The sequence below is a fragment of the Chelatococcus albus genome (assembly GCF_030067675.1).
GTDB classification, from domain to species: Bacteria; Pseudomonadota; Alphaproteobacteria; order Rhizobiales; family Beijerinckiaceae; genus Chelatococcus_A; species Chelatococcus_A albus.
Map to the genome: position 1 here is coordinate 128,402 of NZ_JASJEV010000008.1, position 22,784 is coordinate 151,185.

Sequence of the window (22,784 nt, forward strand, 5' to 3'; positions counted from 1 at the left end):
GGAGATGTGGCACGGCCCTCCCCCGCAGCCAAAGGGATGGACCATGGGACTTCTCGTAGACGGTGTCTGGCAGGATCGGTGGTACGACACCAACAGCGCGGGTGGGCGCTTCGTGCGCAAGGAATCCGCCTTCCGCAACTGGGTCACCGCCGACGGGTCACCCGGGCCGAGCGGCGAAGGCGGCTTCAAGGCGGAAGCCGGGCGCTACCATCTCTACGTGTCGCTAGCCTGCCCCTGGGCGCACCGCACACTGATCTTCCGCAAGCTCAAGAAGCTCGAGGAGGTCGTGTCACTCTCCGTTGTCGATCCCCTCATGGGCGGCGAGGGGTGGGTCTTCGGCGACAGCGAGGGCACCATCCCGGACACGGTGAACAGCGCTCGGCGTCTCGCCGACATCTACGTGAAGGCCGACCCGCGCTATACCGGCCGTGTCACCGTGCCGGTGCTGTGGGACAAGCAGCGCGGCACCATCGTCAGCAACGAATCGTCGGAAATCATCCGCATGTTCAACGCGGCCTTCGCCGTCTTCACGGACGCGCGGGAGGACTTCTATCCCGAGGCGCTGCGCCCGGAGATCGACCGCATCAACGCCTTCGTCTACGACAGCGTGAACAACGGCGTGTACAAGGCGGGCTTCGCCACGACGCAGGCAGCCTACGAGGAAGCCGTCACCGCCCTCTTCGCGGCGCTCGACCACCTCGACGACCTCCTGTCGCACCGGCGCTACCTCGCTGGCGAGCGCCTGACGGAGGCCGACTGGCGGCTGTTCACCACACTCGTGCGCTTCGACGCCGTCTACGTCGGCCACTTCAAGTGCAACCTGAAGCGCATCGCCGACTACCGGCACCTGTCGCACTACCTGCGCGAGCTCTATCAGGTGCCGGGCGTCGCCGAGACGGTGAACTTCACCCATATCAAGCGGCACTATTACGAGAGCCACAGGACCATCAATCCGACGGGAATCGTGCCGCTCGGGCCCGAGCTCGATCTCGACGCGCCGCACGACCGCGGCCTCCTGCCGAAGGCGGCCTGAGCGAGGCGCGCCCCCCGGGCGGCAGCTCCGCCCCCCGGCCTCACCACACCGGTGACACCGGCTCCTCGTCGATGATCTCGATGAGACGGGCGCGGGTGCCGCGCGTCGTGCCCTCCGGCAGGCCTTCGAGGGGGAAGAAGCCGATCTCGGCGATCTCGTGGTCCGGCAGCTTCGGCCGAAGCTGCTCGAAATCCCTGACGACATAGACCGCGACGTGGTCCCGCCGCGAACCCTGCGGATTGAAGAACAGGCCGTGCAGCACCGGCTCGCCAGTGAGGCGTACGTGCACCTCCTCCCGAAGCTCGCGCTTCAAGGCGTCGAGCATCGTCTCGCCGACCTCCACGCCGCCGCCTGGCAGATGCCAGCCCTTCGTGTAGGTGTGGCGGATGAGCAGAACCCGCTCGGCGTCGTCCAGCACCGCCGCCCGCACGCCCAGCGTCATGCCGCGGGCGAAGCGCCAATAAAAATGCATGACGCGGCGCACGACCGGCATCGACACAGCATTGATCGCCCGCTCCGCCCAGCTCATGACGCAACCCTCCTCGCCATCACTCGCCGAAACGCCTGTTGCCCGCCCAAACAAGGGCAGCATTCATGCACTGTGTGCATGGCCGCACTGCATGCGCTCGGCCCATCCGTCGCAGCTTTGCCTCAATGCGGGCTCACCTAGGGGCATCCGACGAAAGGATAACACAGCGATGCTCCTCACCTTCATCCTCTCCCGCCTGTCGCGCGCCTCGGGCTATGTCTGGCGGCCTGCCCTCAAGCTCGAGGATTCGCATCTCGTCTCGGAACTCATTCCCCACGCGCAGTACTGACGCGCATTTGGGACAGAGCCTCGGCCGCGCTCACGGCGGCGCGGCACCCGGGGGCGATCCCAGTCGTCCTGACGAGGCACCGCGCGCCACGGTCCGCCGGACCCGCGGGCGGGCATATTGCGTCCGCCCCCGCATGATGCTCTCTTGCGGGCGCCCATGGTACTCGTCGCCCATCTCTCCGACCCGCATATCGGCCCGCTGCCACAGCCGCGCATGCGCGAGCTGATGAGCAAGCGCCTGACGGGCTACGTCAACTGGCGTCGCGGCCGCAAGAGCACGCACGACATGGGCGTGCTCGACCGCATCCTTGCCGATCTCGCGGCCCAGGAGCCGGACCACATCGCCTTTACCGGCGACGTCGCCAACATCGGGCTCACCGCCGAATTTCCCGTGGCGCGCGCCTTTCTAGAACGCCTCGGCCCCCCGGAGCGGGTGAGCTTCGTCCCCGGCAATCATGACGCCTATGTGCGCGGCTCGCTCAAGCCGCTCGGCGCGAGCCTCGGCGCCTGGATGACCGGCGACGGCGCGGCCCAGAGCCATTTTCCCTACGTCCGCCGGCGCGACGGCATCGCCTTCGTCGGGCTGTCCTCGGCCGTGCCGACCCTGCCCTTCGTGGCGAGCGGCACGCTGGGGCCGGAGCAGGTGGCGCGCATGGAGGAACTGCTCGCCGCCCTGCGCGAGGAGAAGCTCTGCCGCGTCGTCATGCTGCACCACCCGCCCTATCGCGGCGGCGCCAAGATCGGCCGCCAGCTCACCGACGCCGAGGCCTTCGAGCGGGCCATCGGCCGGGTCGGCGCCGAGATCGTGCTGCACGGGCACAACCACCGCACCTCCCTCATCAAGCTGCGCGGGCCGGAGGGCGACGTGCCGGTGCTCGGCGCGCCCTCGGCCTCGGCCGTGCGCGGCGCCTTCACGCATCGCGCCGGCTATCATCTCGTGTCGATCGAACCGGACGGCACCCGCTCCGCCATCAAGGTGCGCACGCGCGGCCTCCTCCCGGACGGGAAGACGATCGGCGACCTCGGCGAGATGGCGCTCGACAGCTGAAGCCTGCTCACGGCAGCAGTCGCCACCAGACCGCGGCATAGAACGCGGCAGCACCGGCGAGCGCGCCCATGACCGTGGCGAAGAGCATGTCGCCCTCGCCGTAGCGGTGGTCCGGATCGGCGCCCGCCGCTGGGTGCGGTCGCGAGCCTCTCGCGACCTGCGCCCGGCGCCCGGCCGCGAGCGCCTTCTCGCGCTCGACGAGGCGGCGGGCGACATAGTCCGTGACGGCGGCGACGATCACCTCCGGGTCGTCGCTCGCGGCCATCAGCTGCCGGCCGTGGCGCGTGTCGACGAGGAGGCGGTAGCCGTGCCGATCGCGCTCCATCTCCACGAAGGCGAGAAGATCGACATAGAGCCGCGGCCGTTCGCCGGGCACGATGCCATGGTCGAAGAGGTCGATGTCGCCGGGCACGGCAGCGAAGACGGGGTCCAGCCGCTCGGCAAGCTCTTCGAGCCTGGCCAGTTCCGCCGCGCGCAGATCGGTGACCACGTCCGTGCGCCCGGCGTCTTCCAGACGCGCGCGCCGGATGGCGCTGCGCAGGTCGTTGGCCGCGGGCGGCGGACGCGATGCGGAGGTCGTGGCCATGTTGCATCCCCGCTCAGGTTGGCCATGCTGTCCGGGCGCGGCGGGCCCCCGCCCGAATGCCTCGGGCGCGCCCGGAGCACCCGGCCGTGCGACACCGCGGAACACCGTTGAGAGAATGAGGACCGGGGCGGCGCGAATCAAGAAGGCGCCCCGCATCGAGAAGAAGGAAACCCGATGACGATTGCCCTGCCGCCGAGCGCCATGAAGGTCCAGCAGGCCGCCCACGACCTCGGGCTCGCTGTCAGCGTGCGCGAGATGCTGCAGTCGACGCGCACGGCGGAGGAAGCCGCGGCCGCCTGCGGCTGCGCTGTGGCGCAGATCGTCAAGTCGCTGGTGTTCGAGGGCCGGGAGACGGGCAAGCCCTATCTCCTGCTCGTCTCCGGCAGGAACCGCGTGAACGAGAAGGGCGTCGCCGCCACCATCGGCGAGGCGCTCCGCCGCCCGGACGCCGACAAGGTGCGTACACTGACGAGCTTCGCCATCGGCGGCATCCCGCCCTTCGGCCACGCGACGAAGCTCGACACCTTCATCGACGAGGATCTCCTCGCCCACGACGTCGTCTGGGCGGCGGCGGGCACGCCCTTCGCCATCTTCTCCGTCGATCCGAAGGCGCTGCGCGACGCGCTCGGCGCCCCCGTGATCAGGATGGTGTGAGGCGGCTCAGATGCAGCGGCCGCCGTCGACCTCGAGCACCACGCCCGTGATGAAGTTGGCCTCGTCCGAGCAGAGGTAGAGCGCCGCATTGGCGATGTCCTGCGGCGTCGACAGGCGGCCGAGCGGGATCGTGGCCTTGAAGGCGGCGCGCTTCTCGGGCGTGTCCTCGCCCATGAAGGTGGCGAGCAGCGGCGTGTCGCCCGCAACCGGAGCCAGCGCGTTGACGCGGATGTTGTCGGGCGCGAGCTCGACGGCCATGGACTTCGATAGAAGGTTCACCGCGCCCTTGCTGGCGTTGTACCAGGCGAGACCGGGCCGCGGCCTCAGTCCGGCGGTCGAGCCCACGTTGAGCATGACGCCACCACCGCGGGCGCGGAAATGCGGAATCGTGGCCCGCGCCATGAGATAGATCGATTTGACGTTGACGGCGAAGACGCGGTCGAACTCCGCCTCGCTCACGTCGAGCATGGGCTGGTTGCGGTGGCTCACGCCGGCGTTGTTGACCACGATGTCGAGGTGGCCGAAGGCCTTCAGCGTTGCCGCCACCGCGGCCTCGACCTCGGCCGCCTGCGACACGTCGCAGCGCAGCGCGATCGCTCCGTTGCCGATCTCCTTCACCACGGCGCCGGCCGCCGTCTCGTTGAGGTCGACGATGGCGACGCGCGCGCCCTCGCGCGCGAAAGTCTCGGTGATGCCCTTGCCGAAGCCGGAGGCGGCGCCCGTCACGAGCGCGGTCTTGCCCTGGAGCCTCATCGTTTCCTTCCCTTCTCCCGTTGCGGTGGCGGCGCACTCTAGTGGCGCCGCGCGGCGCAGCTAGCCCGCTCGCGGACGGTTCGCCCTGCGCCACAAGCATGATGCCGCAACGACGGCCGTCGTGGGTCAGGCGAGGGGCGTGCCCTCGGCGAAGAGGCGCGTGAGCTTCTCGCGCCAGGGCGCGACGTCGAGGCCGCGCGCCGCGAGCCAGGCCGGGTCATAGTAGGTGGAGCGGTAGCGCTCGCCGGAATCGCACAGGAGGGTCACGATCGAGCCCTTCTCCCCGCGCGCCACCATCTCGGCAATGATGTGCGCGCAGGCGACGATATTGGTGCCGGTGGAGCCGCCGACGCCCTTGCCCAGAAGCTCGCTGATCACCTGCATGGCGGCGATGCTCGCCGCATCCGGCACGGCGACCATGCGGTCGACCACTTCGGGGATGAAGGACGGCTCGACGCGCGGCCGGCCTATGCCCTCGATGCAGGAGGCGCAGCCATCGAGCTCGCGCACGGAGCGGTCGGCATAGTGCCGGTGGAAGACCGATCCCTCCGGGTCGGCGACGCAGAGCCGCGTCGCATGGCGCTGGTAGCGGATGTAGCGGCCGAGCGTGGCGGAGGTGCCGCCGGTGCCTGCGCCGCAGACGATCCAGGCCGGAACGGGATCGGGCTCCAGCGCCATCTGCGCGAAGATCGATTGGGCGATGTTGTTGTTGCCGCGCCAGTCGGTGGCGCGCTCGGCATAGGTGAACTGGTCGATGTAGTGTCCGCCGGTCTCGCGCGCGAGGCGCCGCGCCTCCTCGTAGACCGCCTTCGGATTCTCGACGAGATGGCTCTCGCCGCCGTGGAAGGCGATGGCCGCGATCTTCTGCGGCGAGGTCGAGCGCGGCATGACCGCGATGAAGCGCAGGCCGAGGAGGCGCGCGAAATAGGCCTCCGACACGGCGGTGGAACCGCTCGAGGCCTCGATGATCGTCGTCTGCGGGCCGATCCAGCCGTTGCACAGGGCGTAAAGGAAGAGCGAGCGCGCCAGCCGGTGCTTCAGGCTGCCCGTCGGGTGGCTCGACTCGTCCTTGAGGTAGAGCGTGACGCCCGGCGCCCTCGGCAGGTCGAGGCGGATGAGATGGGTATCGGCGGAGCGGTTGAAATCCGCCTCGATCCTGGCGACCGCCTCGGCGAGCCAGCTGCGCGGGCAGGAGACGGCGGTGGGCATCGGCACGTGAGCGTTCATCGGAAACCCGGCAGTCGTGAACGGGCAGCGCGACGCGGCGCACCCACGGGCCGTGCGCCGCCGATCGATCCGGGACCGAGCATAGCGAAGGACGCGGGAAGCGGTTTGCTTTCCATGCCTCGTCCTTGCGTAGATTGAGAATGATATTCTATACTTTGCTATATATTGAGCACCGTGATCTAGAATGTAGGTCATCACGGGCAGACCAATTCGAGGCAGGCACATGGGCGGGCCGGCACGGGAGAGCTTTCCGGGCATCGACACTTTCGACAGGCGCATCCTCGCCGCCCTTCAGGGCGATGCGACGCTCTCCATCGCCGAGCTCGCCGAGCGCGCCGGTCTGTCGCCGACGCCCTGCTGGCGGCGCATCCAGCGGCTCGAGGAGGCGGGCGTCATCCGGCGGCGGGTCGCCATCCTCGACCGCGACAAGCTCAACGTCGGCGTTACGGTGTTCATCGCCGTGCGCACGAGCCAGCACACGGCGGCCTGGCTCGACCGCTTCCACGCGGCCGTCGCCGACATTCCCGAGATCGTCGACGTGCATCGCCTGAGCGGCGAGATCGACTATCTGCTGCGCGCCGTCGTGCCCGACATCAGGGCCTACGACGCGCTCTACAAGCGGCTCATCGCCCGCATCGAGCTGACCGACGTCACCTCCATGTTCGCCATGGAAGAGATCAAGTCGACGACCGAGATCCCGCTCGACTACGCCGCGCCGCGGCGGTAGCGGGCGGCGCAGGTCACGGCAACGGCCCTCCGTCAGCGGAAGAGGACGACGAGAAGACCGCGGGCGGGCGCCTGCGCCGGGTTTTCGATGCGGTGCGGCACGTCGGCCGGATAGCGCGCCGTCTCACCCGCCTCGATGCGCGCGGTCGCGCTCCCGCTCGTCACGGCGAGCGGGCCGTCGAGGGCGGTGAGGTGCTCGGCCGCGCCGGGGGCATGGGCGGCGCTGTCGATGACGCCACCGGGTTCGAGGTGCAGCTCGTACCATTCCGTCGCGCCGGCGAGCTGCGGCGGGCTCAGGATTCTCAGGCGGCCGAGCCCGTCCGGCGTGCGGATCTCGGGAATGCCGGTCAGCCCGACACGCTCGATCTGCGCGGCCTCGTGCGAACTGCCGTTGTCGACGAGCCGGGCGAAGTCGATACGCAACGCCCGCGTCAGGCTCCACAGCACCGCGAACGTCGGGTTCGCCTGGCCCCGCTCTATCTGCGACAGCATCGATTTCGACACGCCGGAGTGCTGGGCGAGCTGCTCCAGCGTCAGCCCCCGCGCCTTGCGGTGCTGCTGAATGACGGGACCGATGGGAGGGGCGTTGCGCTCGTCCATTATAATGTATACATTATCCTGGATATTGAACAAGCTTCACTCTACTGCCTCGCTGCACGCCCGTCCACCCGGCTCTCCTTCCACGCGCGGAACCCACGATGCGCTTCCTGCCCGATCTACGAGACCATGCGCCCCCGGCCCTCCTCGCCGCGCGCGTCATGGCCATGGCGGGGGACGCGGCCGGGGCGGCGCACCGGCAGTGTCCGCACGGCATCGGCCGCGTCTGCGTCGACCTCTTCGGCATCCTGTCCGAGCGCGGGCGAGATCCCCTGATCGACCGCGCCGTCGTCCTCGGTCTGTCCGGGTTCGCCGGCGGCCTCCTGTCGCTCGAGGCCGAGCGCCTGATGGCGCGGCTCGCCGACAAGCGCTTCATCCGCCTCGCTGGCGGCAAGCTCGTGCCCTTCGCCACTTCCGCCATCCGCTACCGCCGGGAGCGCCTTCTCGCCCCGCCCGACCGCCTGTACCTGACGGTCTGGGACGCGGCCGGCGCCACGCTCGCGATCATCGACCGCCCGCTCCCGGCTGCCGGCCGAGGCCTGCCATCCAGCCTCCCGCTCACGGCGGAAGCCGCGGCGCGACGGCCGCTCGCGCGGCTTCCAGGATGACAGCCGGTGTTTGCACGCCAACCTTTCGCCCATCGGCACGGCTGACCCGGCGGTTCCCCCGCGCGTCAAAATGCGATAGGTCGCCGTCATGGCGCCTCCCCTTCTTCTCCTGCAGGACATCCGGCTCACGATCGGCGCGACGCCGCTCCTCGACGGGGCCGAGCTCTCGGTTTCGCCGGGCGAGCGGCTCGGCCTCGTCGGCCGCAACGGCTCGGGCAAGTCGACGCTCCTCAAGATCGCCGCGGGCGAGATCGAGGCCGACGGCGGCACGCGCTTTCTGCAGCCGGGAGCGACCGTGCGCTACATGCCGCAGGAGCCCGACCTTTCGGGCTTCGCCACGACTCTCGCCTATGTCGAGGCGGGGCTCGCGCCCGGCGACGACCCCTACCGCGCCCGCTATCTCCTTGAAGCCCTCGGCCTCCACGGGAAGGAGGACCCGCAGACGCTCTCCGGCGGCGAGGCGCGGCGGGCGGCGCTCGCGCGCGTGCTCGCGCCTGAGCCCGACATCCTCCTTCTCGACGAGCCGACCAACCATCTCGACCTGCCGGCCATCGAGTGGCTGGAAGGCGAACTGAGGGCGCTGCGCTCGGCCCTCGTCCTCATCAGCCACGACCGGCGCTTCCTCGAGAACCTGTCGCGCGCGACGCTGTGGCTCGACCGCGGCACGACGCGCCGGCTCGAGCAGGGTTTTGCCGCCTTCGAGGGCTGGCGGGACGCGCTCCTCGCCGAGGAGGAGCGCGACCGTCAGAAGCTCGACCGCAAGATTGCCGCAGAGGAGGACTGGGTGCGCTACGGCGTGACCGCCCGGCGCAAGCGCAACCAGCGACGGCTCGCCCTGCTCGACGCCATGCGCCGCGAACGGCGCGAGGAGCGGCGGGCTGCGGGCGCCGTCAAGCTCACCGTCACCGAGGGCGAGACGTCGGGCACGCTCGTCGTCGAGACCAGGGGCGTCTCGAAGAGTTTCGGCGGAGCGCCCGTCGTCAGGGACTTTTCGATCCGCATCCGGCGCGGCGACCGCATCGGCCTCGTCGGCCCGAACGGGGCCGGCAAGACGACGCTCCTCAACCTCCTCACCGGGGCGCTCGGGCCGGACGCCGGCACGGTGCGCCTCGGCGCCAATCTCCAGATGGTGACGCTCGACCAGCGGCGCGCCGCCCTCGACCCGGCGGTATCGCTGCGCGAGGCGCTGACCGGCGGGCGCGGCGACACCGTCTTCGTCGGCGGGGCGGCGAAGCACGTCGTCAGCTACATGAAGGACTTTCTCTTCGCCCCCGAGCAGCAGAACTCGCCTGTCGGCACGCTCTCGGGCGGCGAGCGCGGGCGCCTCATGCTAGCCCGCGCCCTGGCCCAGCCCTCCAACCTGCTCGTCCTCGACGAGCCGACGAACGACCTCGACCTCGAAACTCTCGATCTCCTGCAGGAGATGATCGCCGACTATCCCGGCACGGTGCTGCTCGTCAGTCACGACCGCGATTTCCTTGACCGCACCGTGACCTCCACCATCATGGCCGAGGGCGACGGCCGCTGGGTCGAATATGCCGGCGGCTACAGCGACATGCTCGCCCAGCGCGGCCGCGGCGTCGAGGCGCGCACGGCGGCGGCGAAGCAGCCAAGACCGAAGGAGCGCGAGCGGGCCACGGGCAGCCCGCCGCCCGGGACGGCGGAGCCGAAGAGGCGGCGCCTGAGCTTCACGGAGAAACATGCGCTGGAGACCCTGCCGGCGCGCATCGAGAAGCTCACCGCCGACGTTGCAAAGCTCAACGCCATCCTCGCCGATCACGAGCTCTACGCCCGCGATCCCGACCGCTTCGCCAAGGCGACAGCCCTCCTCGCCAAGACGCAAGCGGAGCTCGAGGCTGCCGAGGAGCAATGGCTGACGCTCGAAATGCTGCGCGAGGAGTTGGAGACACAGGCGTAGACCGCATGCCCCAGTTCGTCCCCGTCGACGATCCCGCCGATCCGCGCGTGGCACGTTACGTCGCCGTGCGCGAGCGCGATCTGGTTGGGCACGGGCGGCGCTTCATCGCCGAGGGCGAGGTGGTGCTGCGCCACCTCCTCTCGCGCCGGCGCTTCGCCCTCGAAAGCCTGCTCGTCGCGGAGAAGCGCCTTGGTCACCTCGCCGACGAACTCGCGCAGGTGCCGGCCGGCGTGCCCGTCTATGTCGCCTCGCAGGGGGTGATGGATGCGATCGTCGGCTTCCACATCCACCGCGGCGTGCTCGCCATCGGGCTCCGGGGCGAGGAGCCGACGGCCGAGGCGCTCCTCGCCGGGCTCGGGCCGCACGCCCTCGTCGTGGCCCTCGTCGGCATCGCCAACCACGACAACATGGGCGGCATATTCCGCAATGCCGCCGCCTTCGGCGCCGATGCAGTGCTCATCGACGAGACCTCCTGCGACCCGCTCTACCGCAAGGCGATCCGCGTCTCGGTCGGGGCGAGCCTCATCGTCCCCTTCGCCCGCGAGGGCAATGGGGATGGCCTTGTCGATCTCCTCGCCCGTCATGGCTTCGAGGCCGTGGCGCTGAGCCCACGCGGCCGGGAAAGGCTCTCGGACCTCCCGAGGCCCGGGCGCGTGGCGCTCCTCCTCGGCGCCGAGGGGCCGGGCCTGCCCGAGGCGCTGCTGGCGCGAACGCGCAGCGTGCGCATCCCCATGGCCGCGGGCTTCGATTCCCTCAACGTGGCGACAACGAGCGGCATCGCCCTGCATCACCTCGCCATGCAGGGATGAGCGGAGCGGCCACGTGACGGGCGGCGGCGGTCAGGCCGCCCCGTCGGCGAAGCGACGGTCGTAATCGAGCACGGCGCCGAGGAGCACCTGCGCGCCGGCGGCGCATTCGTCGAAGCTCGTCGATTCCTCCTCGTTGTGGCTCAAGCCTCCCGCACAGGGCACGAAGATCATGGTCGTCGGCGCCACGCGAGCGATATAGGCGGCATCGTGGCCCGCTCCCGAGACCATGTCGCGCGCCGGCAGGCCCGCCCGCTCGGTGGCGCTGCGCACCGCGGCAATGCAGTCGGCGTCAAACCGCACGGCGGGCGATTCCCAGATCTTCCCGGCGTCGCTTTCAAGCTTCAGGGCGGAGGCGACCTCCTCGACGGCGGCGAAGAACGCCTTCTCCATCTCGTCGAGCACGGCGTCGTTCGGATGCCGGAAGTCCACCGTGAAGAAGACGTGGCCGGGAATGACGTTGCGCGAATTGGGCTTGACCTCCATGAGCCCGACCGTGCCCACCGCTGACGGCGCATGCGCGTGGGCGATGCGGTCGACGCGCTCGACGAGCCTTGCCGCCCCGACGAGGGCGTTGCGGCGCAGGGTCATGGGCGTCGAGCCCGTGTGGGCCTCGCGGCCGGTGAGGTTCACCTCGTACCAGCGCATGCCCTGCACGCCCTGCACGACGCCGATGGCCTTCTCCTCCGCCTCGAGGATCGGTCCCTGCTCGATGTGGAGCTCGAACATGGCGCCGAACTTCACCGAGCCCGCCTTCGCCTCGCCGCGATAGCCGATGGCCTCCAGCGCCTCGCCGAAGGTGACGCCGTCGCGGTCCTGCCGGCTGTCGGCAAAGGCGCGGTCGAAGACCCCGGCATAGACGCCGGAGGCGAGCATGGCGGGGGCGAAGCGCGAGCCCTCCTCGTTCGTCCAGTTGACGAGCATGAGCGGCGCGTTGGTCTCGTAGCCGGTGTCGTTGAGCGTGCGCAGGACTTCGAGCCCGCCGAGCACGCCAAGCACGCCGTCGAACTTGCCGCCCGTCGGCTGGGTATCGAGGTGGCTGCCCATGGCGACGGGCAGGACATCGGCGCGCCTGCCAGGCCGGACCGCGAACATGTTGCCGACCTCGTCGACGGTGACCGTGCAGCCGAGCGTCTCGCACTCGGCCCTGAACCAGTCGCGCACCCGTCGGTCGTGATCGGTGAGCGTCAGGCGGCAGATGCCGCCCTTCGGCGTGCCGCCGATCTTCGCCGTCTCCATCAGGCTGTCCCACAGCCGCTGGGGATTGATCTGGAGGTTGGGGGTCATGATCGATGTCCTGGAAATCCGGGCCTCATTGACGGCGTTCGGCGCATGGGATGGCCGGGGCGAGGCCGGCCATGACGCGGGCGACCGGCTTTCACGCAAGCCGGTCGCGTCTCGCTAGGGCGTCACCTCCGCGCGCTCGACGGCCCGCGGGGCGTTGAGCTCGCGCCAGGTGGAATTGGCAACGTGCACGGCCGGGAAGGGATCGCGGGCGACGTAGCGGCCCTCGCCGCGCTCGGCCCGCAGGTCACCCTCCTTCCATGCGATCCTGCCGCGCGACAGCGTGACAACGGGCAGGCCCGTGCAGGAAAAGCCCTCGAAGACGTTGTAGTCGATGCGGCTGACCTGCCGCGTCGCCGAGATGGTCTTGGTCGCGCGCGGGTCCCAGATAACGATGTCGGCGTCGGAGCCCGCGGCCACCGCCCCCTTCTTCGGATAGATGTTGAGGATGCGGGCGATGTTGGCGGAGGTCGCGGCGACGAATTCCTCCCGCGTCAGGCGGCCGGTGTTGACGCCGGCCGTCCACAGCACGGGCATGCGGTCCTCGAGCCCGCCGGTGCCGTTCGGGATCCGGGTGAAGTCGCCGCGCCCCATGCGCTTCTGCTCTGAGGTGAAGGAGCAGTGGTCGGTCGCCACCACCTGCAGCGAGCCCGACTGCAAGCCCGCCCACAGGCTCGCCTGGTGCTCCCGGGGGCGGAAGGGCGGGGACATGACGCGGCGCGCGGCGTGGTCCCAGTCACGATTGCGGTACTCGTCCTCGTCGAGGACGAGATGCTGGATCAGAGGCTCGCCGTAGACGCGCTTGCCGGCGGCGCGGGCGCGGGCGATGGCCTCGTGCGCCGGGCGGCAGGAGGTATGCACCACGTAGAGGGGGCTGCCCGCCATGTCGGCGATCATGATGGCGCGGTTCGTCGCCTCGCCTTCCACCTCCGGCGGGCGCGAGTAGGCGTGGCCTTCGGGCCCCGTCACGCCCTGTTCGAGATAGTGCTGCTGCAGGCGGAACACCACGTCGCCGTTCTCGGCGTGGACGAGGGGCATCGCGCCCAGTTCGGCGCAGCGGCGGAACGAGTGGTAGAGCTCGTCGTCGTTGACCATCAGGGCGCCCTTGTAGGCCATGAAATGCTTGAAGGTGTTGATGCCGTAGGTCCTGACGACGGTTTCCATCTCCTCCCACACCTCCCGCGACCAGGAGGTCACCGCCATGTGGAAGCCATAGTCGGCGGCCGCCTTCTCGGCCTTGTGCCGCCAGTCCTGGTAGGCGGCGAGCATCGACTGGCCGGGCGCGGGGATGCAGAAGTCGACAATCATTGTCGTGCCGCCGGAGAGGGCCGCCTTGGTGCCCCATTCGAAATCGTCCGCCGACACGGTGCCCATGAAGGGAAACTCCATGTGCGTGTGCGGATCGATGCCGCCGGGCATGACGTATGTGCCGCCGGCATCGACGACCTCCGCCCCCGCCGGCGCGTCGATCGTCTCGGCAACCGCCACGATGGTTTCGCCATCGACGAGCACGTCGGCCCGCCGCGCGTGGTCGTGGTTCACCACCGTGCCGCCGCGGATGAGTATCGCCATGGGGTCCTCCTGTTCTTGTCCGAGCCTCTATCTGCCCGAGCCTCTTGCGGCCGCGGCGCGATCGCCACCCGGCCGCTTCCCCAGCGTCATCCCGGAAGCCGCGGAGCGGCCGTCCTCGATCCGGAAACGATCCGCGCCGCGAAATGGGCACAACGGGCTCCCCGCCTTCCCGTCGCGGTACATCGGTTCTGGATCCCGGGCTCGGGCCACGCCCGCCCCGGGATGACGGTGAGCATTGCCCGCGGCGGCCCGCCCGGACGGGGCGAGGCGGCCACGGCCGCGCCGCCTCACTTCGCCGCGTCGGTCACCGCCGCGCTCCAGGCGCCCTCCGGCTTCCTGGTGATCACCGGCGCATCGCCGCCGGCGGAGAGGAGGGTCGTCACCGTGCGCTCGTAGTCGGCCGGGTCGAGCGCGCCGCCCTTCACGTCGAGTAGCTTGGCGATCTCGCCGGCCATACGCGTCTGGTGCTTCTCGGTCTGGGCGCCGCTTGCGTCATTGTCGAGCACGATCTTGGCGGCTTCCGCGAAGTTCTGGCGGGCGTAATCCCAGCCCTTCATCGTGGCTTTGACGAATTTCGCCATCCTGGCGACGAAGGCGGGGTCCTTCAGCTTTGCCTCGAGCACGTAGAGCCCGTCCTCGAGGGTCGCGACGCCCTGGTCCTCGTATTTGAAGACGACGAGCTGATCGGGCTTGAAGCCCGCATCGATGACCTGCCAATACTCGTTGTAGGTCATCGTCGAGATGCAGTCGGCCTGCTTCTGGATGAGCGGATCGACGTTGAAGCCCTGCTTCAGCACCTTCACGCCACCCGCCGAGCCGTCGGTCTTGAGGCCGAGCTTCGCCATCCAGGCGAGGAAGGGATATTCGTTGCCGGAGAACCAGACACCGAGCGTCTTGCCCTTGAGGTCGGCCGGCGTCTTGATGCCCGTCTCGGCCCGGCAGGTCAGCATCATGCCCGACTTCTTGAAGGGCTGGGCGATGTTGACGAGCGGCACGCCCTTCTCGCGCGAGGCGAGCGCGGAGGGCATCCAGTCGACGATGACGTCAGCGCCGCCGCCGGCGATGACCTGCGGCGGGGCGATGTCCGGCCCGCCGGGGTTGATCGTCACGTCGAGCCCGGCCTCCTTGTAGAAGCCTTTGTCCTTGGCGACGTAGTAGCCCATGAACTGGGCCTGGGTGACCCATTTGAGCTGCAGGGTCACCTTCTCGGCCGCCTCTGCCGCGCCGCCTGTGAGGGCGAGCGCACCGGCGAGGACCATGGTCGCGCGACGGAACCGGTTACGACGAATGCTGGCCTTCATGTCCACCTCCACTGACGCCGCACCGTTCCCCTTCGGCTATTGTCGGTACGACGGATGCCAGAAGGTGGCGCCGCGCTCGGCGAGCGCCACCAGAGCGTAGAAGAGCGAGCCGGCGATGGCCGCCAGCGCGATCTCGGCCCAGACCATGTCGAGCGCCAGCCGCGCCACCTCGATCGAGATGCGGAAGCCCATGCCGACCACGGGCGTGCCGAAGAACTCGGCGACGATGGCGCCGATGAGAGCGAGCGTCGAATTGATCTTGAGCGCGTTGAAGACGAAGGGCAGCGCCGCCGGCAGGCGCAGCTTGAGAAGCGTTGTCCAGTAGCCCGCCGCGTAGGAGCGCATCAGGTCCCGCTCAAGCGGCCCGGCAGCGGAAAGCCCCGCCACCGTGTTCACGAGCATGGGGAAGAAGGTCATGACCACGACGACGGCCGCCTTCGACGGCCAGTCGAAGCCGAACCACATCACCATGATGGGCGCGATGCCGACCACGGGCAGCGCCGAGACGAAATTGCCGAGGGGCAGGAGGCCGCGCTTCAAGAAGGGCACGCGGTCGGCGACGATCGCCGTGAGGAAGCCCGCAGTGCAACCGATGGCGTAGCCCGACAGCACCGACTTGACGAAGGTCTGCACGAAGTCGGCGCCGAGGGTGGGCAGCGACGCCACGAATTTCGCAGCGATGGCGGACGGCGCCGGCATGAGCACAGCCGGCACGCCCGCCCCGACCACGATCACCTCCCACAGGAAGAAGAGGAAGGCGCCGAAGGCGAGCGGCACGGCGGCGTCGACGACGCGCCGCGCTGCCGGTGCGCGCGGTTCGAGCCGCGCGAGCCGGCTCACGGCGACGGTCGCGAGCAGCCACAGCCCAGCGGTGGCGAGCCAGAAGGCAAGGCCTGCCTCGCCCGCGACACCCGGCCGGTGGACATGGCCGAGGGCCGCGGCCGCCCCGGCAAAGACCGCCGCCAGGAGAAGAAGCGTCGCCGTCATCGCCGCGCTCCCATCGCCCGGAGCACGAGGCGCTCGACCATGCCGACGACGGCGACGAGCGCGGCGGCGAGGATGGCCGCGGCAAAGAGCGCCGCCCAGATCTGGATCGTCTGGCCGTAGTAGGAACCGGCGAGCAGCCGCGCGCCGAGCCCGGCCTGCGCCCCGGTCGGCAGTTCCGCCACGATGGCACCGACGAGGCTGATCGCCACAGCGACTTTCAGGCTCGCGAAGAGATAGGGCACGGAGGCCGGCAGGCGCAGCTTCCAGAGCGTGTCGGCCACGCTCGCCGAATAGGTGCGCATCAGGTCCCGCTGCAGCACATCGGGCGAGGTCAGCCCCTTCACCATGCCGATAGTGACTGGGAAGAAGCACAGATAGGCCGAAATGATCGATTTCGGCAGCACGCCGCGGATGCCGATCGAACCGAGAACGACGATGATGATCGGCGCGATCGCCAGGATCGGCACCGTCTGGGAGGAGATGATCCAGGGCATCAGGCTCTTTTCCAGCATGCGTAGGTGCACGATGGCGACGGCGAGCACGATGCCCGTGAGCGCGCCGATGGCGAAGCCGAGAAGCGTGGAGGACAGCGTCACCCACCCGTGCAGGACGAGGCTGCGGCGAGAGGTGACCGGCGTGTCGACAACCGTCTTCCACAGTTCGGCGAGGATCTGGTGCGGCGCCGGCAGCACCGGCCGCTCGCCACCGAGCGTGCCGGCGAGCACGTCCCCGAACGTGGCCGGGATGCCGCCGCGGGCGAAGGCCTCGGCGACGAGGCTCCAGTTGGCAAGGACGGCCGCGACGTACCAGACTGCCAGGAGCGCCAACACGACGACGGCGACCGGCCCCGCCGCGCCGGCGAAGATTCGGGAGAGCGGTCGCGCCGCGGCGCGCGGCGCGGGCAGGGCCTCGGCGGTCATGACGCCCCCTCGGGCTGGCAGCGCGTGGCGCCCCGCATGGCCTGCGGCTCAATCCTCATAGGAGTGCCCTGCCCTGAGGCCATCGCGCACGCGGTGGGCGATGGCGAGAAAGGCTGGTGTCTCGCGGATGTCGAGCGTGCGCTCGCGCGGCAGGTCGCAGTCGATGACGTCGATGATGCGGCCCGGCCGTGGCGACATGACCACGATCTTCGTCGACAGGAACACCGCCTCCGGAATGGAATGGGTGACGAAGAGCACCGTCTTGCCCGTCTTGCCCCACAGACGCAGAAGCTGCTCGTTGAGATGGTCGCGCACGATCTCGTCGAGCGCGCCGAAGGGCTCGTCCATCAGGAGGAGCCTGGGATCGAACGAGAGCGCGCGCGCGATGGAGGCGCGCTGCTGCATGCCGCCGGAGAGCTGCCAGGGGAACTTGCGCTCGAAGCCCTTGAGATTGACGAGTTCGAGGAAAGTGCGCGCCCGCTCGCGCCGTTCGGCCTTGGGCAGGCCGAAGATCTCGAGCGGCAGCATGACGTTCTTCTCGATGGTGCGCCAGGGATAGAGCGCCGGCGACTGGAAGACGTAGCCGTAGTCGCGCCGCAGCCGCGCCTCCTCCGGCGAAACGCCGTTGACACGGATGTGGCCACCCGTCGGCCGCTCGAGGTCGGCGATGACACGCAGAAGCGTGGTCTTGCCGCAGCCCGAGGGGCCGATGAAGGAGACGAACTCGCCTTCCGAGATCGTCAGGTCGACGTTCGACAGGGCGTAGACGGGGCCGTCGGCCGTGTCGAAGGTCAAGGTGAGCCCGGCGATGTCGATCACCTGCACCCCGTTCGAGGTTGCCGCCATGCCGCCTGTTCCCGCCGAGCCTTCGATGCGCATGCCTAGCCTCCGCAACGGACCGTCGTCGCGCAAGAGCGCCCGGCGCGCCTTGGCGCATAAATTTTGACCCTTTGGTCCAAGCAATGCATGTGCCATGAGTGGCGGGGCGGGCGGCGTCCCGCACCGCGCCGGGCAGCTGCGGCGCCCGGCAGCGGACGTTCGCCGCCCTGCCCGTTTCGACCGCACCCGTGCCCGAGAACGCGCCCGAAGAGCGGATGACCGACGTGACCGATCCCGACGCCATGGCGAAGACCACGCCCCGCAAGGCGCCCGCGCCGCGCAAGACGCGCGCCGGCGAGGCGAAGGCCGCGCGCATCCTGGATACAGCCGTGGACGTCTTCGCCCGCTATGGCTTCCACGGCGCGCGCGTCGAGCGGATCGCCGCCGCCGTGGGCATGTCGAAGACGAACCTTCTCTATTATTTCCGCACGAAGGAAGAGCTCTACGTCGCCGCGCTCCGCCGCGTGCTCGACATGTGGCTCGATCCCCTGCGCGAGCTCGACGTGACGCAGGATCCGCGCAAGGCGCTGGAGGACTACATCGCCCGCAAGCTCGCCCTGTCGCGCAGCCACCCGACGGCCTCCCGCCTCTTCGCCATGGAGATCCTGCAGGGGGCGCCGCATCTCAAACCCGTGCTCGAAGGGCCGCTCGCCGCCCTCGTCGCGCAGAAGGCCGAGGTCATCGCCGCCTGGACGGCGCAGGGGCGCCTCGCCCCCGTGGCGCCGCGCCACCTCATCTTCGCCATCTGGGCGACGACGCAGCACTACGCCGATTTCGCCGCGCAGATCCAGGCGCTGACCGGCCGCGACCTCTCCGACGAGACCTTCCACGACGAGACCTTGCGTGCGGTCTCCCGTCTCCTCCTCGACGGCGTCCTGCCGCGCGGTGGGGACTAGGGGGCGCGGGCCGGCCCCGGGGCGAGGGTGCACAGCGCGCGCGGGACCGTTGCGTTGGCCGCGAGCGCCCGGTTGCGCCGCTCCCCCGGCGACAGGCCGATGTTCACGCGGGACACACCCATTGTCATCCCAGGGCCGAGCGCAGCGAGGGGGCCGGGATCCAGAACCGATGCGGTTGATCCAGAAGGCACGCGAACCGCCGCGCCTTGGTCTCCACTGGCATCGGCTCTGGATCCCGGACAGCCGCTTCGCGGCTTCCGGGATGACGGGGGGAGGTTGGGCGGAGCTGGTCGAATCTCGTTCAGCACACGCGATCGCCCTGCCGGCACCGCCCTGCTGCGGCCCATCACCGGCGCCCCTCGGCCGCTTCATGCAACCGCCCCGCATCATTCGGCCGCCACCTGCGCGCGCGGATTGTTGGGATGCTGCGTCCAGTTGCGGTAGGAGCCGTCGACGAAGCGGCCCGTGCGCCGGTCGACCGCGTTCACCAGCGGCTCCATGGTGATGCAGCCCTCGATCGGGCAGACGGAGGCGCAGAGGTTGCAGCCGACGCATTCCTCGTCGATCACCTCGAAATGGCGCACGCCGTCCTTCGTCGCCGTGATCGCCTGGTGCGAGGTGTCCTCGCAAGCGATGTGGCAACGGCCGCACTTGATGCACAGGTCCTGGTCGATGCGCGCCTTCACGGCGTAGTCGAGGTTGAGGTACTGCCAGTCGGTAACGTTGGGCACGGCGGCGCCGACGAAATCGCCAAGCCGCGCATAGCCGCGCTCGTCCATGAAGGCTTCGAGCCCCGTCATCATCTCGTGCACGATGCGGAAGCCGTAGACCATCGCCGCCGTGCACACCTGCACGGTGCCGGCGCCCAGAGCCATGAACTCGGCAGCGTCGCGCCAGGTCTCGATGCCGCCAATGCCGGAGATGGGCAGGCCGCGCGTCGCGGGGAAGCGCGCGATCTCGGCCACCATGTTGAGGGCGATGGGCTTCACCGCCGGGCCGCACATGCCCCCGTGCGTGCCCTTGCCGTCGGTGTTGGGCGCGGGCGCCATGCGGTCCAAGTCGACGCCCATGATGGAATTGATGGTGTTGATGAGCGACACCGCGTCGGCGCCACCGCGTCTGGCCGCTTCCGCCGGCTTGCGCACGTCGGTGATGTTCGGCGTCAGCTTGACGATGACCGGCATGCGCGTGTGCGTCTTGCACCAGCGCGCCACCATCTCGACGTAGTCCGGCACCTGGCCCACCGCCGAGCCCATGCCGCGCTCGGACATGCCGTGCGGACAGCCGAAGTTGAGCTCGATGCCGTCGGCCTCCGTCTCCTCCACGCGTTTGAGGATCGCCTTCCAGCTCGCCTCCTCGCAGGGGACCATGAGGGAGACGACCATGGCCCGGTCGGGCCAGCGGCGCTTGACCTCCTTGATCTCGCGCAGGTTGACCTCGAGCGGCCTGTCGGTGATCAGCTCGATGTTGTTGAAGCCGATGACGCGCCGGTCCGGCCCGTGGATGGCGCCGTAGCGCGGGCCCGAGACGTTGACGACGGGAGGGTCCTCGCCGAGCGTCTTCCAGACGACGCCGCCCCAGCCCTCGCGGAAGGCGCGCTCCACGTTGTAGGCCTTGTCGGTGGGCGGGGCGGAGGCAAGCCAGAACGGGTTCGGCGCCTTGATGCCCACGAAATCGACGCTGAGATCGGCCATTGGTCTGTCTCCTCGGCCTTGCCCGGCCGGCGCGGGTCCGGCCCTCGCGATCACTCGGGTTTCTCGGGACGGGACGGCTGCGGGCGGCTATTCCGCCGCCTCGCGCATCGCCGCCCGCAGCGTGCGGTCGATGGACAGGGCGGCGCGCTTGCCGTCCTCGACGGCGACGACGGTGAGATCGCGGCCGCCGGCGACGCAGTCGCCCCCCGCCCAGACACCGGGAAGCGACGTGCGCCGCTCCGCGTCGACGACGATGCGCCCGCCCGCCATGTCGAGAAGGCCGCCGGCCTCGCGCACGTCGCCCGCCACAAAGGTCTGGCCGATGGCCTTGAGCAGCTGGTCGGCGGCGAGGGTGAAGGTCTCGCCCGTGTCGACGAGGCGCCCGTCCGCGAGCTGCGTCACGGCGAAGGTGACGGCGGCGAGCACCCCGCCCTCGCCCGAGAGCGCGGCGGGCCGCGCCCAGTGGCGGATGGTGCAGCCCGCCGTCTGCGCCAGCTCCTGCTCGTAGCGGCTCGCGCCCATGGCCTCCGGGCCGCGGCGATAGACGATCGTCACCTCCTCGGCGCCGAGCTTCCTGGCCTGCACGGCGGCGTCGATCGCCGTCATGCCGCCGCCGATGACGACGACGCGGCGCCCGACGGGCAGCCCCGACAGATCGTATGCCTGGCGCAGCCGCTCGATGAAGGCGAGCGCATCCTCGACGCCGGCGAGCCCACCCTCATCGAGCCCGAGGGCGTTGGTGGCGCCGAGGCCGAGACCGAGGAAGACGGCGTCGAACTCCTCGCGCAGCCCGGCGAGCGTCACGTCGCGGCCGAGGCGCGCACCGGTGCGCAGCTCGATGCCGCCGATGCCGAGGATCCACTCCACCTCGCGCCGGGCGATGTCGTCCGTCGCCTTGTAGGCGGCGATGCCGTATTCGTTGAGTCCGCCGGCCTTGGCGCGCGCCTCGAAGACGACGACCGCGTGGCCGAGCACGGCGAGCTTGTGGGCACAGGCAAGGCCTGCCGGCCCGGCGCCGACCACGGCGACGCGCCGGCCGGTCGGCGCCCCGCGCCGGAAGGGCTGGCGTCCCGTCTCCAGCATGGCGTCGGTCGCGGCGCGTTGCAGACGGCCGATCTCCACCGGCTTGCCCTCGGCGGCATTGCGCACGCAGGCCTCTTCGCACAGCGTCTCCGTCGGGCAGACGCGGGCGCACATGCCGCCCATGATGTTCGCGTCCAGGATGGTGCGCGCCGCCACGAGTGGCTGGCCTGTGGCGAGCTGGCGGATGAACATCGGGATGTCGATGCCCGTCGGGCAGGCGCTTACGCAGGGCGCGTCGTAGCAGAACAGGCAGCGGTCGGCGGCGACCCTGACCTCGTGGCCGTCGAGCGGCGGATGCAGATCGGCGAAGGCCTGCGGATGCACTTCGGGCGGCATCCGCCCAGGGCGGATCTCGGACCGGCTCGGCATGTGTTCCCCCTGCGTTTTCGCAGTTTAGAACCTGAGCAAAGAAGAGTTTGACCATTTGGTCAAGAACAATTTCAGAGCAATCGCGGCAGCAATACTGACCATTCCCGCGGCAGATGCTAGTCTCAAGAGGCGTGTAGCGCACCGGGCCGCCCGCAGCAGATGGCCCTTCCGTCAGAGAAGTGAACCGCGCCGGGTTTGAGCCGGGCCGGGTTTGCCGAAGGCAGTTTCGTTTGAGTCACGCCGCCATGGCCGTCTCTTCCGTCATGGCGTAGTAGCGTTCCTCGGCCTCGGCCGGCGGGATGTTGCCGATGGGCTCCAGCAGCCGGCGATTGTTGAACCAGTCGACCCATTCCAGCGTGGCGTACTCGACCGCCTCGAAGGAGCGCCACGGTCCTCGTCGGTGGATCACCTCGGCCTTGTAGAGGCCGTTGATGGTCTCGGCGAGGGCGTTGTCGTAGGAGTTCCCGACGCTGCCGACCGTGGGGACGACACCGGCATCGGCGAGGCGCTCGGTGTAGCGGATTGACAGGTATTGCCAGCACCGGTCGCTGTGATGGACGAGGCCCTCACCTGGCCCCGGACGGCGGGCGTGGAGGGCCTGGTCGAGGGCATCGAGGACGACGGTGGCGTGCACCGTGCGGCTCGCCCGCCAGCCGACGATGCGGCGGGCGAAGGCGTCGATCACGAAGGCCCCGTAGACAAACCCCGTCCAGGTCGCGACGTAGGTGAAGTCGGAGACCCAAAGCTGGTTCGGAGCCGGTGCCCGGAACTGCCGATTGACGAGATCGCGCGGGCAAGGTGTGACCTTGTCGCTGATGGTCGTCTTCGGGATCTTTCCGCGGACGGCCCCGCGAAGACCCATCCCCTTCATCAGTTGCGCCACCGTGCAGCGCGCGACGTCTTCACCGTCTCGCTTCATCTGCCGCCACACCGTTCGACCGATGACCTGCCCCTTCCTGATCCCTCGATTTGAATGAGAGTCCGTCACCTCAGGAGACGGACGTGAAGAAGAGCAGGTTCAACGAG

21 protein-coding genes and 1 pseudogene are annotated in these 22,784 nt (G+C 69.7%); 8 read left to right on the forward strand and 14 right to left on the reverse strand.

Going from position 1 to position 22,784, the window contains the following annotated elements:
- The first annotated feature begins 43 nt into the window (after window positions 1-43).
- Complete coding sequence (locus QNA08_RS13930) at window positions 44-1,033, forward strand: glutathione S-transferase family protein (protein ID WP_283741332.1); 990 nt, start codon at window positions 44-46, stop codon at window positions 1,031-1,033.
- A 40-nt stretch (window positions 1,034-1,073) separates the two neighbouring features.
- Here the strand turns inward: QNA08_RS13930 and QNA08_RS13935 are convergent, their stop codons facing one another.
- A complete protein-coding gene (locus tag QNA08_RS13935) occupies window positions 1,074-1,562 on the reverse strand; it encodes an NUDIX domain-containing protein (RefSeq protein WP_283741333.1) in 489 nt (162 codons plus the stop codon).
- A 445-nt stretch (window positions 1,563-2,007) separates the two neighbouring features.
- Between QNA08_RS13935 and QNA08_RS13940 the strand changes: the two genes are divergently transcribed.
- Complete coding sequence (locus QNA08_RS13940) at window positions 2,008-2,898, forward strand: metallophosphoesterase family protein (protein WP_283741334.1); 891 nt, start codon at window positions 2,008-2,010, stop codon at window positions 2,896-2,898.
- Between the two features lie 7 nt (window positions 2,899-2,905).
- Here QNA08_RS13940 and QNA08_RS13945 read toward each other — a convergent pair whose 3' ends face one another.
- A complete protein-coding gene (locus QNA08_RS13945; protein ID WP_283741335.1) occupies window positions 2,906-3,484 on the reverse strand; it encodes a hypothetical protein in 579 nt (192 codons plus the stop codon).
- Window positions 3,485-3,658: 174 nt separating this feature from the next.
- On the opposite strand from QNA08_RS13945, the gene QNA08_RS13950 reads away from it, so the two are divergent.
- The gene (locus QNA08_RS13950) at window positions 3,659-4,138 is read left to right on the forward strand and encodes a YbaK/EbsC family protein (protein ID WP_283741336.1); all 480 of its coding nucleotides are present in this window, start codon (window positions 3,659-3,661) and stop codon (window positions 4,136-4,138) included.
- 6 nt (window positions 4,139-4,144) lie between these two features.
- On the opposite strand, the gene QNA08_RS13955 is transcribed toward QNA08_RS13950, so the two are convergent.
- Both QNA08_RS13955 and QNA08_RS13960 read right to left on the reverse strand, forming a co-directional pair.
- Window positions 4,145-4,891, reverse strand: coding sequence for an SDR family oxidoreductase (locus QNA08_RS13955; RefSeq protein WP_283741337.1), 747 nt, complete (start codon window positions 4,889-4,891; stop codon window positions 4,145-4,147).
- Window positions 4,892-5,017: 126 nt separating this feature from the next.
- Window positions 5,018-6,100: a PLP-dependent cysteine synthase family protein gene (locus tag QNA08_RS13960; RefSeq protein WP_283741355.1), complete on the reverse strand. Its 1,083-nt coding sequence runs from the start codon at window positions 6,098-6,100 to the stop codon at window positions 5,018-5,020.
- Window positions 6,101-6,374: 274 nt separating this feature from the next.
- Between QNA08_RS13960 and QNA08_RS13965 the strand changes: the two genes are divergently transcribed.
- Window positions 6,375-6,845, forward strand: coding sequence for an Lrp/AsnC family transcriptional regulator (locus tag QNA08_RS13965; RefSeq protein ID WP_283741356.1), 471 nt, complete (start codon window positions 6,375-6,377; stop codon window positions 6,843-6,845).
- A 32-nt stretch (window positions 6,846-6,877) separates the two neighbouring features.
- Here the strand turns inward: QNA08_RS13965 and QNA08_RS13970 are convergent, their stop codons facing one another.
- Window positions 6,878-7,444 carry a helix-turn-helix domain-containing protein gene (locus QNA08_RS13970; RefSeq protein WP_283741338.1) on the reverse strand — a complete coding sequence of 189 codons (567 nt, stop codon included), beginning with the start codon at window positions 7,442-7,444 and terminating at the stop codon, window positions 6,878-6,880.
- A gap of 98 nt (window positions 7,445-7,542) precedes the next feature.
- On the opposite strand from QNA08_RS13970, the gene QNA08_RS13975 reads away from it, so the two are divergent.
- The 3 genes from QNA08_RS13975 (at window position 7,543) to QNA08_RS13985 (ending at window position 10,776) form a co-directional block, all read left to right on the forward strand.
- The gene (locus QNA08_RS13975) at window positions 7,543-8,049 is read left to right on the forward strand and encodes a serine dehydratase beta chain (RefSeq protein ID WP_283741339.1); all 507 of its coding nucleotides are present in this window, start codon (window positions 7,543-7,545) and stop codon (window positions 8,047-8,049) included.
- A gap of 88 nt (window positions 8,050-8,137) precedes the next feature.
- On the forward strand, window positions 8,138-9,967 hold the full coding sequence (locus QNA08_RS13980; protein ID WP_283741340.1) for an ABC-F family ATP-binding cassette domain-containing protein: 1,830 nt from the start codon (window positions 8,138-8,140) through the stop codon (window positions 9,965-9,967).
- A gap of 5 nt (window positions 9,968-9,972) precedes the next feature.
- Window positions 9,973-10,776, forward strand: a complete 804-nt coding sequence (locus QNA08_RS13985; RefSeq protein ID WP_283741341.1) for a TrmH family RNA methyltransferase — start codon at window positions 9,973-9,975, stop codon at window positions 10,774-10,776.
- 30 nt (window positions 10,777-10,806) lie between these two features.
- Here the strand turns inward: QNA08_RS13985 and QNA08_RS13990 are convergent, their stop codons facing one another.
- From QNA08_RS13990 to QNA08_RS14015, 6 genes are all read right to left on the reverse strand, one after another.
- On the reverse strand, window positions 10,807-12,060 hold the full coding sequence (locus QNA08_RS13990) for a M20 family metallo-hydrolase (protein WP_283741342.1): 1,254 nt from the start codon (window positions 12,058-12,060) through the stop codon (window positions 10,807-10,809).
- Window positions 12,061-12,174: 114 nt separating this feature from the next.
- The gene (gene hydA / locus QNA08_RS13995) at window positions 12,175-13,629 is read right to left on the reverse strand and encodes a dihydropyrimidinase (protein WP_283741343.1); all 1,455 of its coding nucleotides are present in this window, start codon (window positions 13,627-13,629) and stop codon (window positions 12,175-12,177) included.
- A 287-nt stretch (window positions 13,630-13,916) separates the two neighbouring features.
- Window positions 13,917-14,888, reverse strand: coding sequence for an ABC transporter substrate-binding protein (locus QNA08_RS14000; protein WP_283741357.1), 972 nt, complete (start codon window positions 14,886-14,888; stop codon window positions 13,917-13,919).
- A 78-nt stretch (window positions 14,889-14,966) separates the two neighbouring features.
- Entirely contained in the window at window positions 14,967-15,917 is a 951-nt protein-coding gene (locus QNA08_RS14005) for an ABC transporter permease (protein ID WP_283741344.1), read from the reverse strand.
- Window positions 15,914-16,837: an ABC transporter permease gene (locus QNA08_RS14010; protein WP_283741345.1), complete on the reverse strand. Its 924-nt coding sequence runs from the start codon at window positions 16,835-16,837 to the stop codon at window positions 15,914-15,916. Before QNA08_RS14010 ends, QNA08_RS14005 begins: the two co-directional genes overlap by 4 nt.
- Before the next feature lie 48 nt (window positions 16,838-16,885).
- Entirely contained in the window at window positions 16,886-17,683 is a 798-nt protein-coding gene (locus tag QNA08_RS14015; RefSeq protein WP_283741358.1) for an ABC transporter ATP-binding protein, read from the reverse strand.
- A gap of 248 nt (window positions 17,684-17,931) precedes the next feature.
- Here QNA08_RS14015 and rutR point away from each other — a divergent pair, with 248 nt between their 5' ends.
- The gene (gene rutR, locus QNA08_RS14020; RefSeq protein WP_283741346.1) at window positions 17,932-18,612 is read left to right on the forward strand and encodes an HTH-type transcriptional regulator RutR; all 681 of its coding nucleotides are present in this window, start codon (window positions 17,932-17,934) and stop codon (window positions 18,610-18,612) included.
- A 386-nt stretch (window positions 18,613-18,998) separates the two neighbouring features.
- Here rutR and preA read toward each other — a convergent pair whose 3' ends face one another.
- The 3 genes and pseudogenes from preA to QNA08_RS14035 all read right to left on the reverse strand — a co-directional run.
- A complete protein-coding gene (preA, locus tag QNA08_RS14025; RefSeq protein ID WP_283741347.1) occupies window positions 18,999-20,306 on the reverse strand; it encodes an NAD-dependent dihydropyrimidine dehydrogenase subunit PreA in 1,308 nt (435 codons plus the stop codon).
- An 87-nt stretch (window positions 20,307-20,393) separates the two neighbouring features.
- Complete coding sequence (locus tag QNA08_RS14030; protein WP_283741348.1) at window positions 20,394-21,758, reverse strand: NAD(P)-dependent oxidoreductase; 1,365 nt, start codon at window positions 21,756-21,758, stop codon at window positions 20,394-20,396.
- 235 nt (window positions 21,759-21,993) lie between these two features.
- Window positions 21,994-22,695: pseudogene (locus tag QNA08_RS14035) on the reverse strand (IS3 family transposase); the annotation flags it as partial.
- Between the last annotated feature and the right edge of the window lie 89 nt (window positions 22,696-22,784).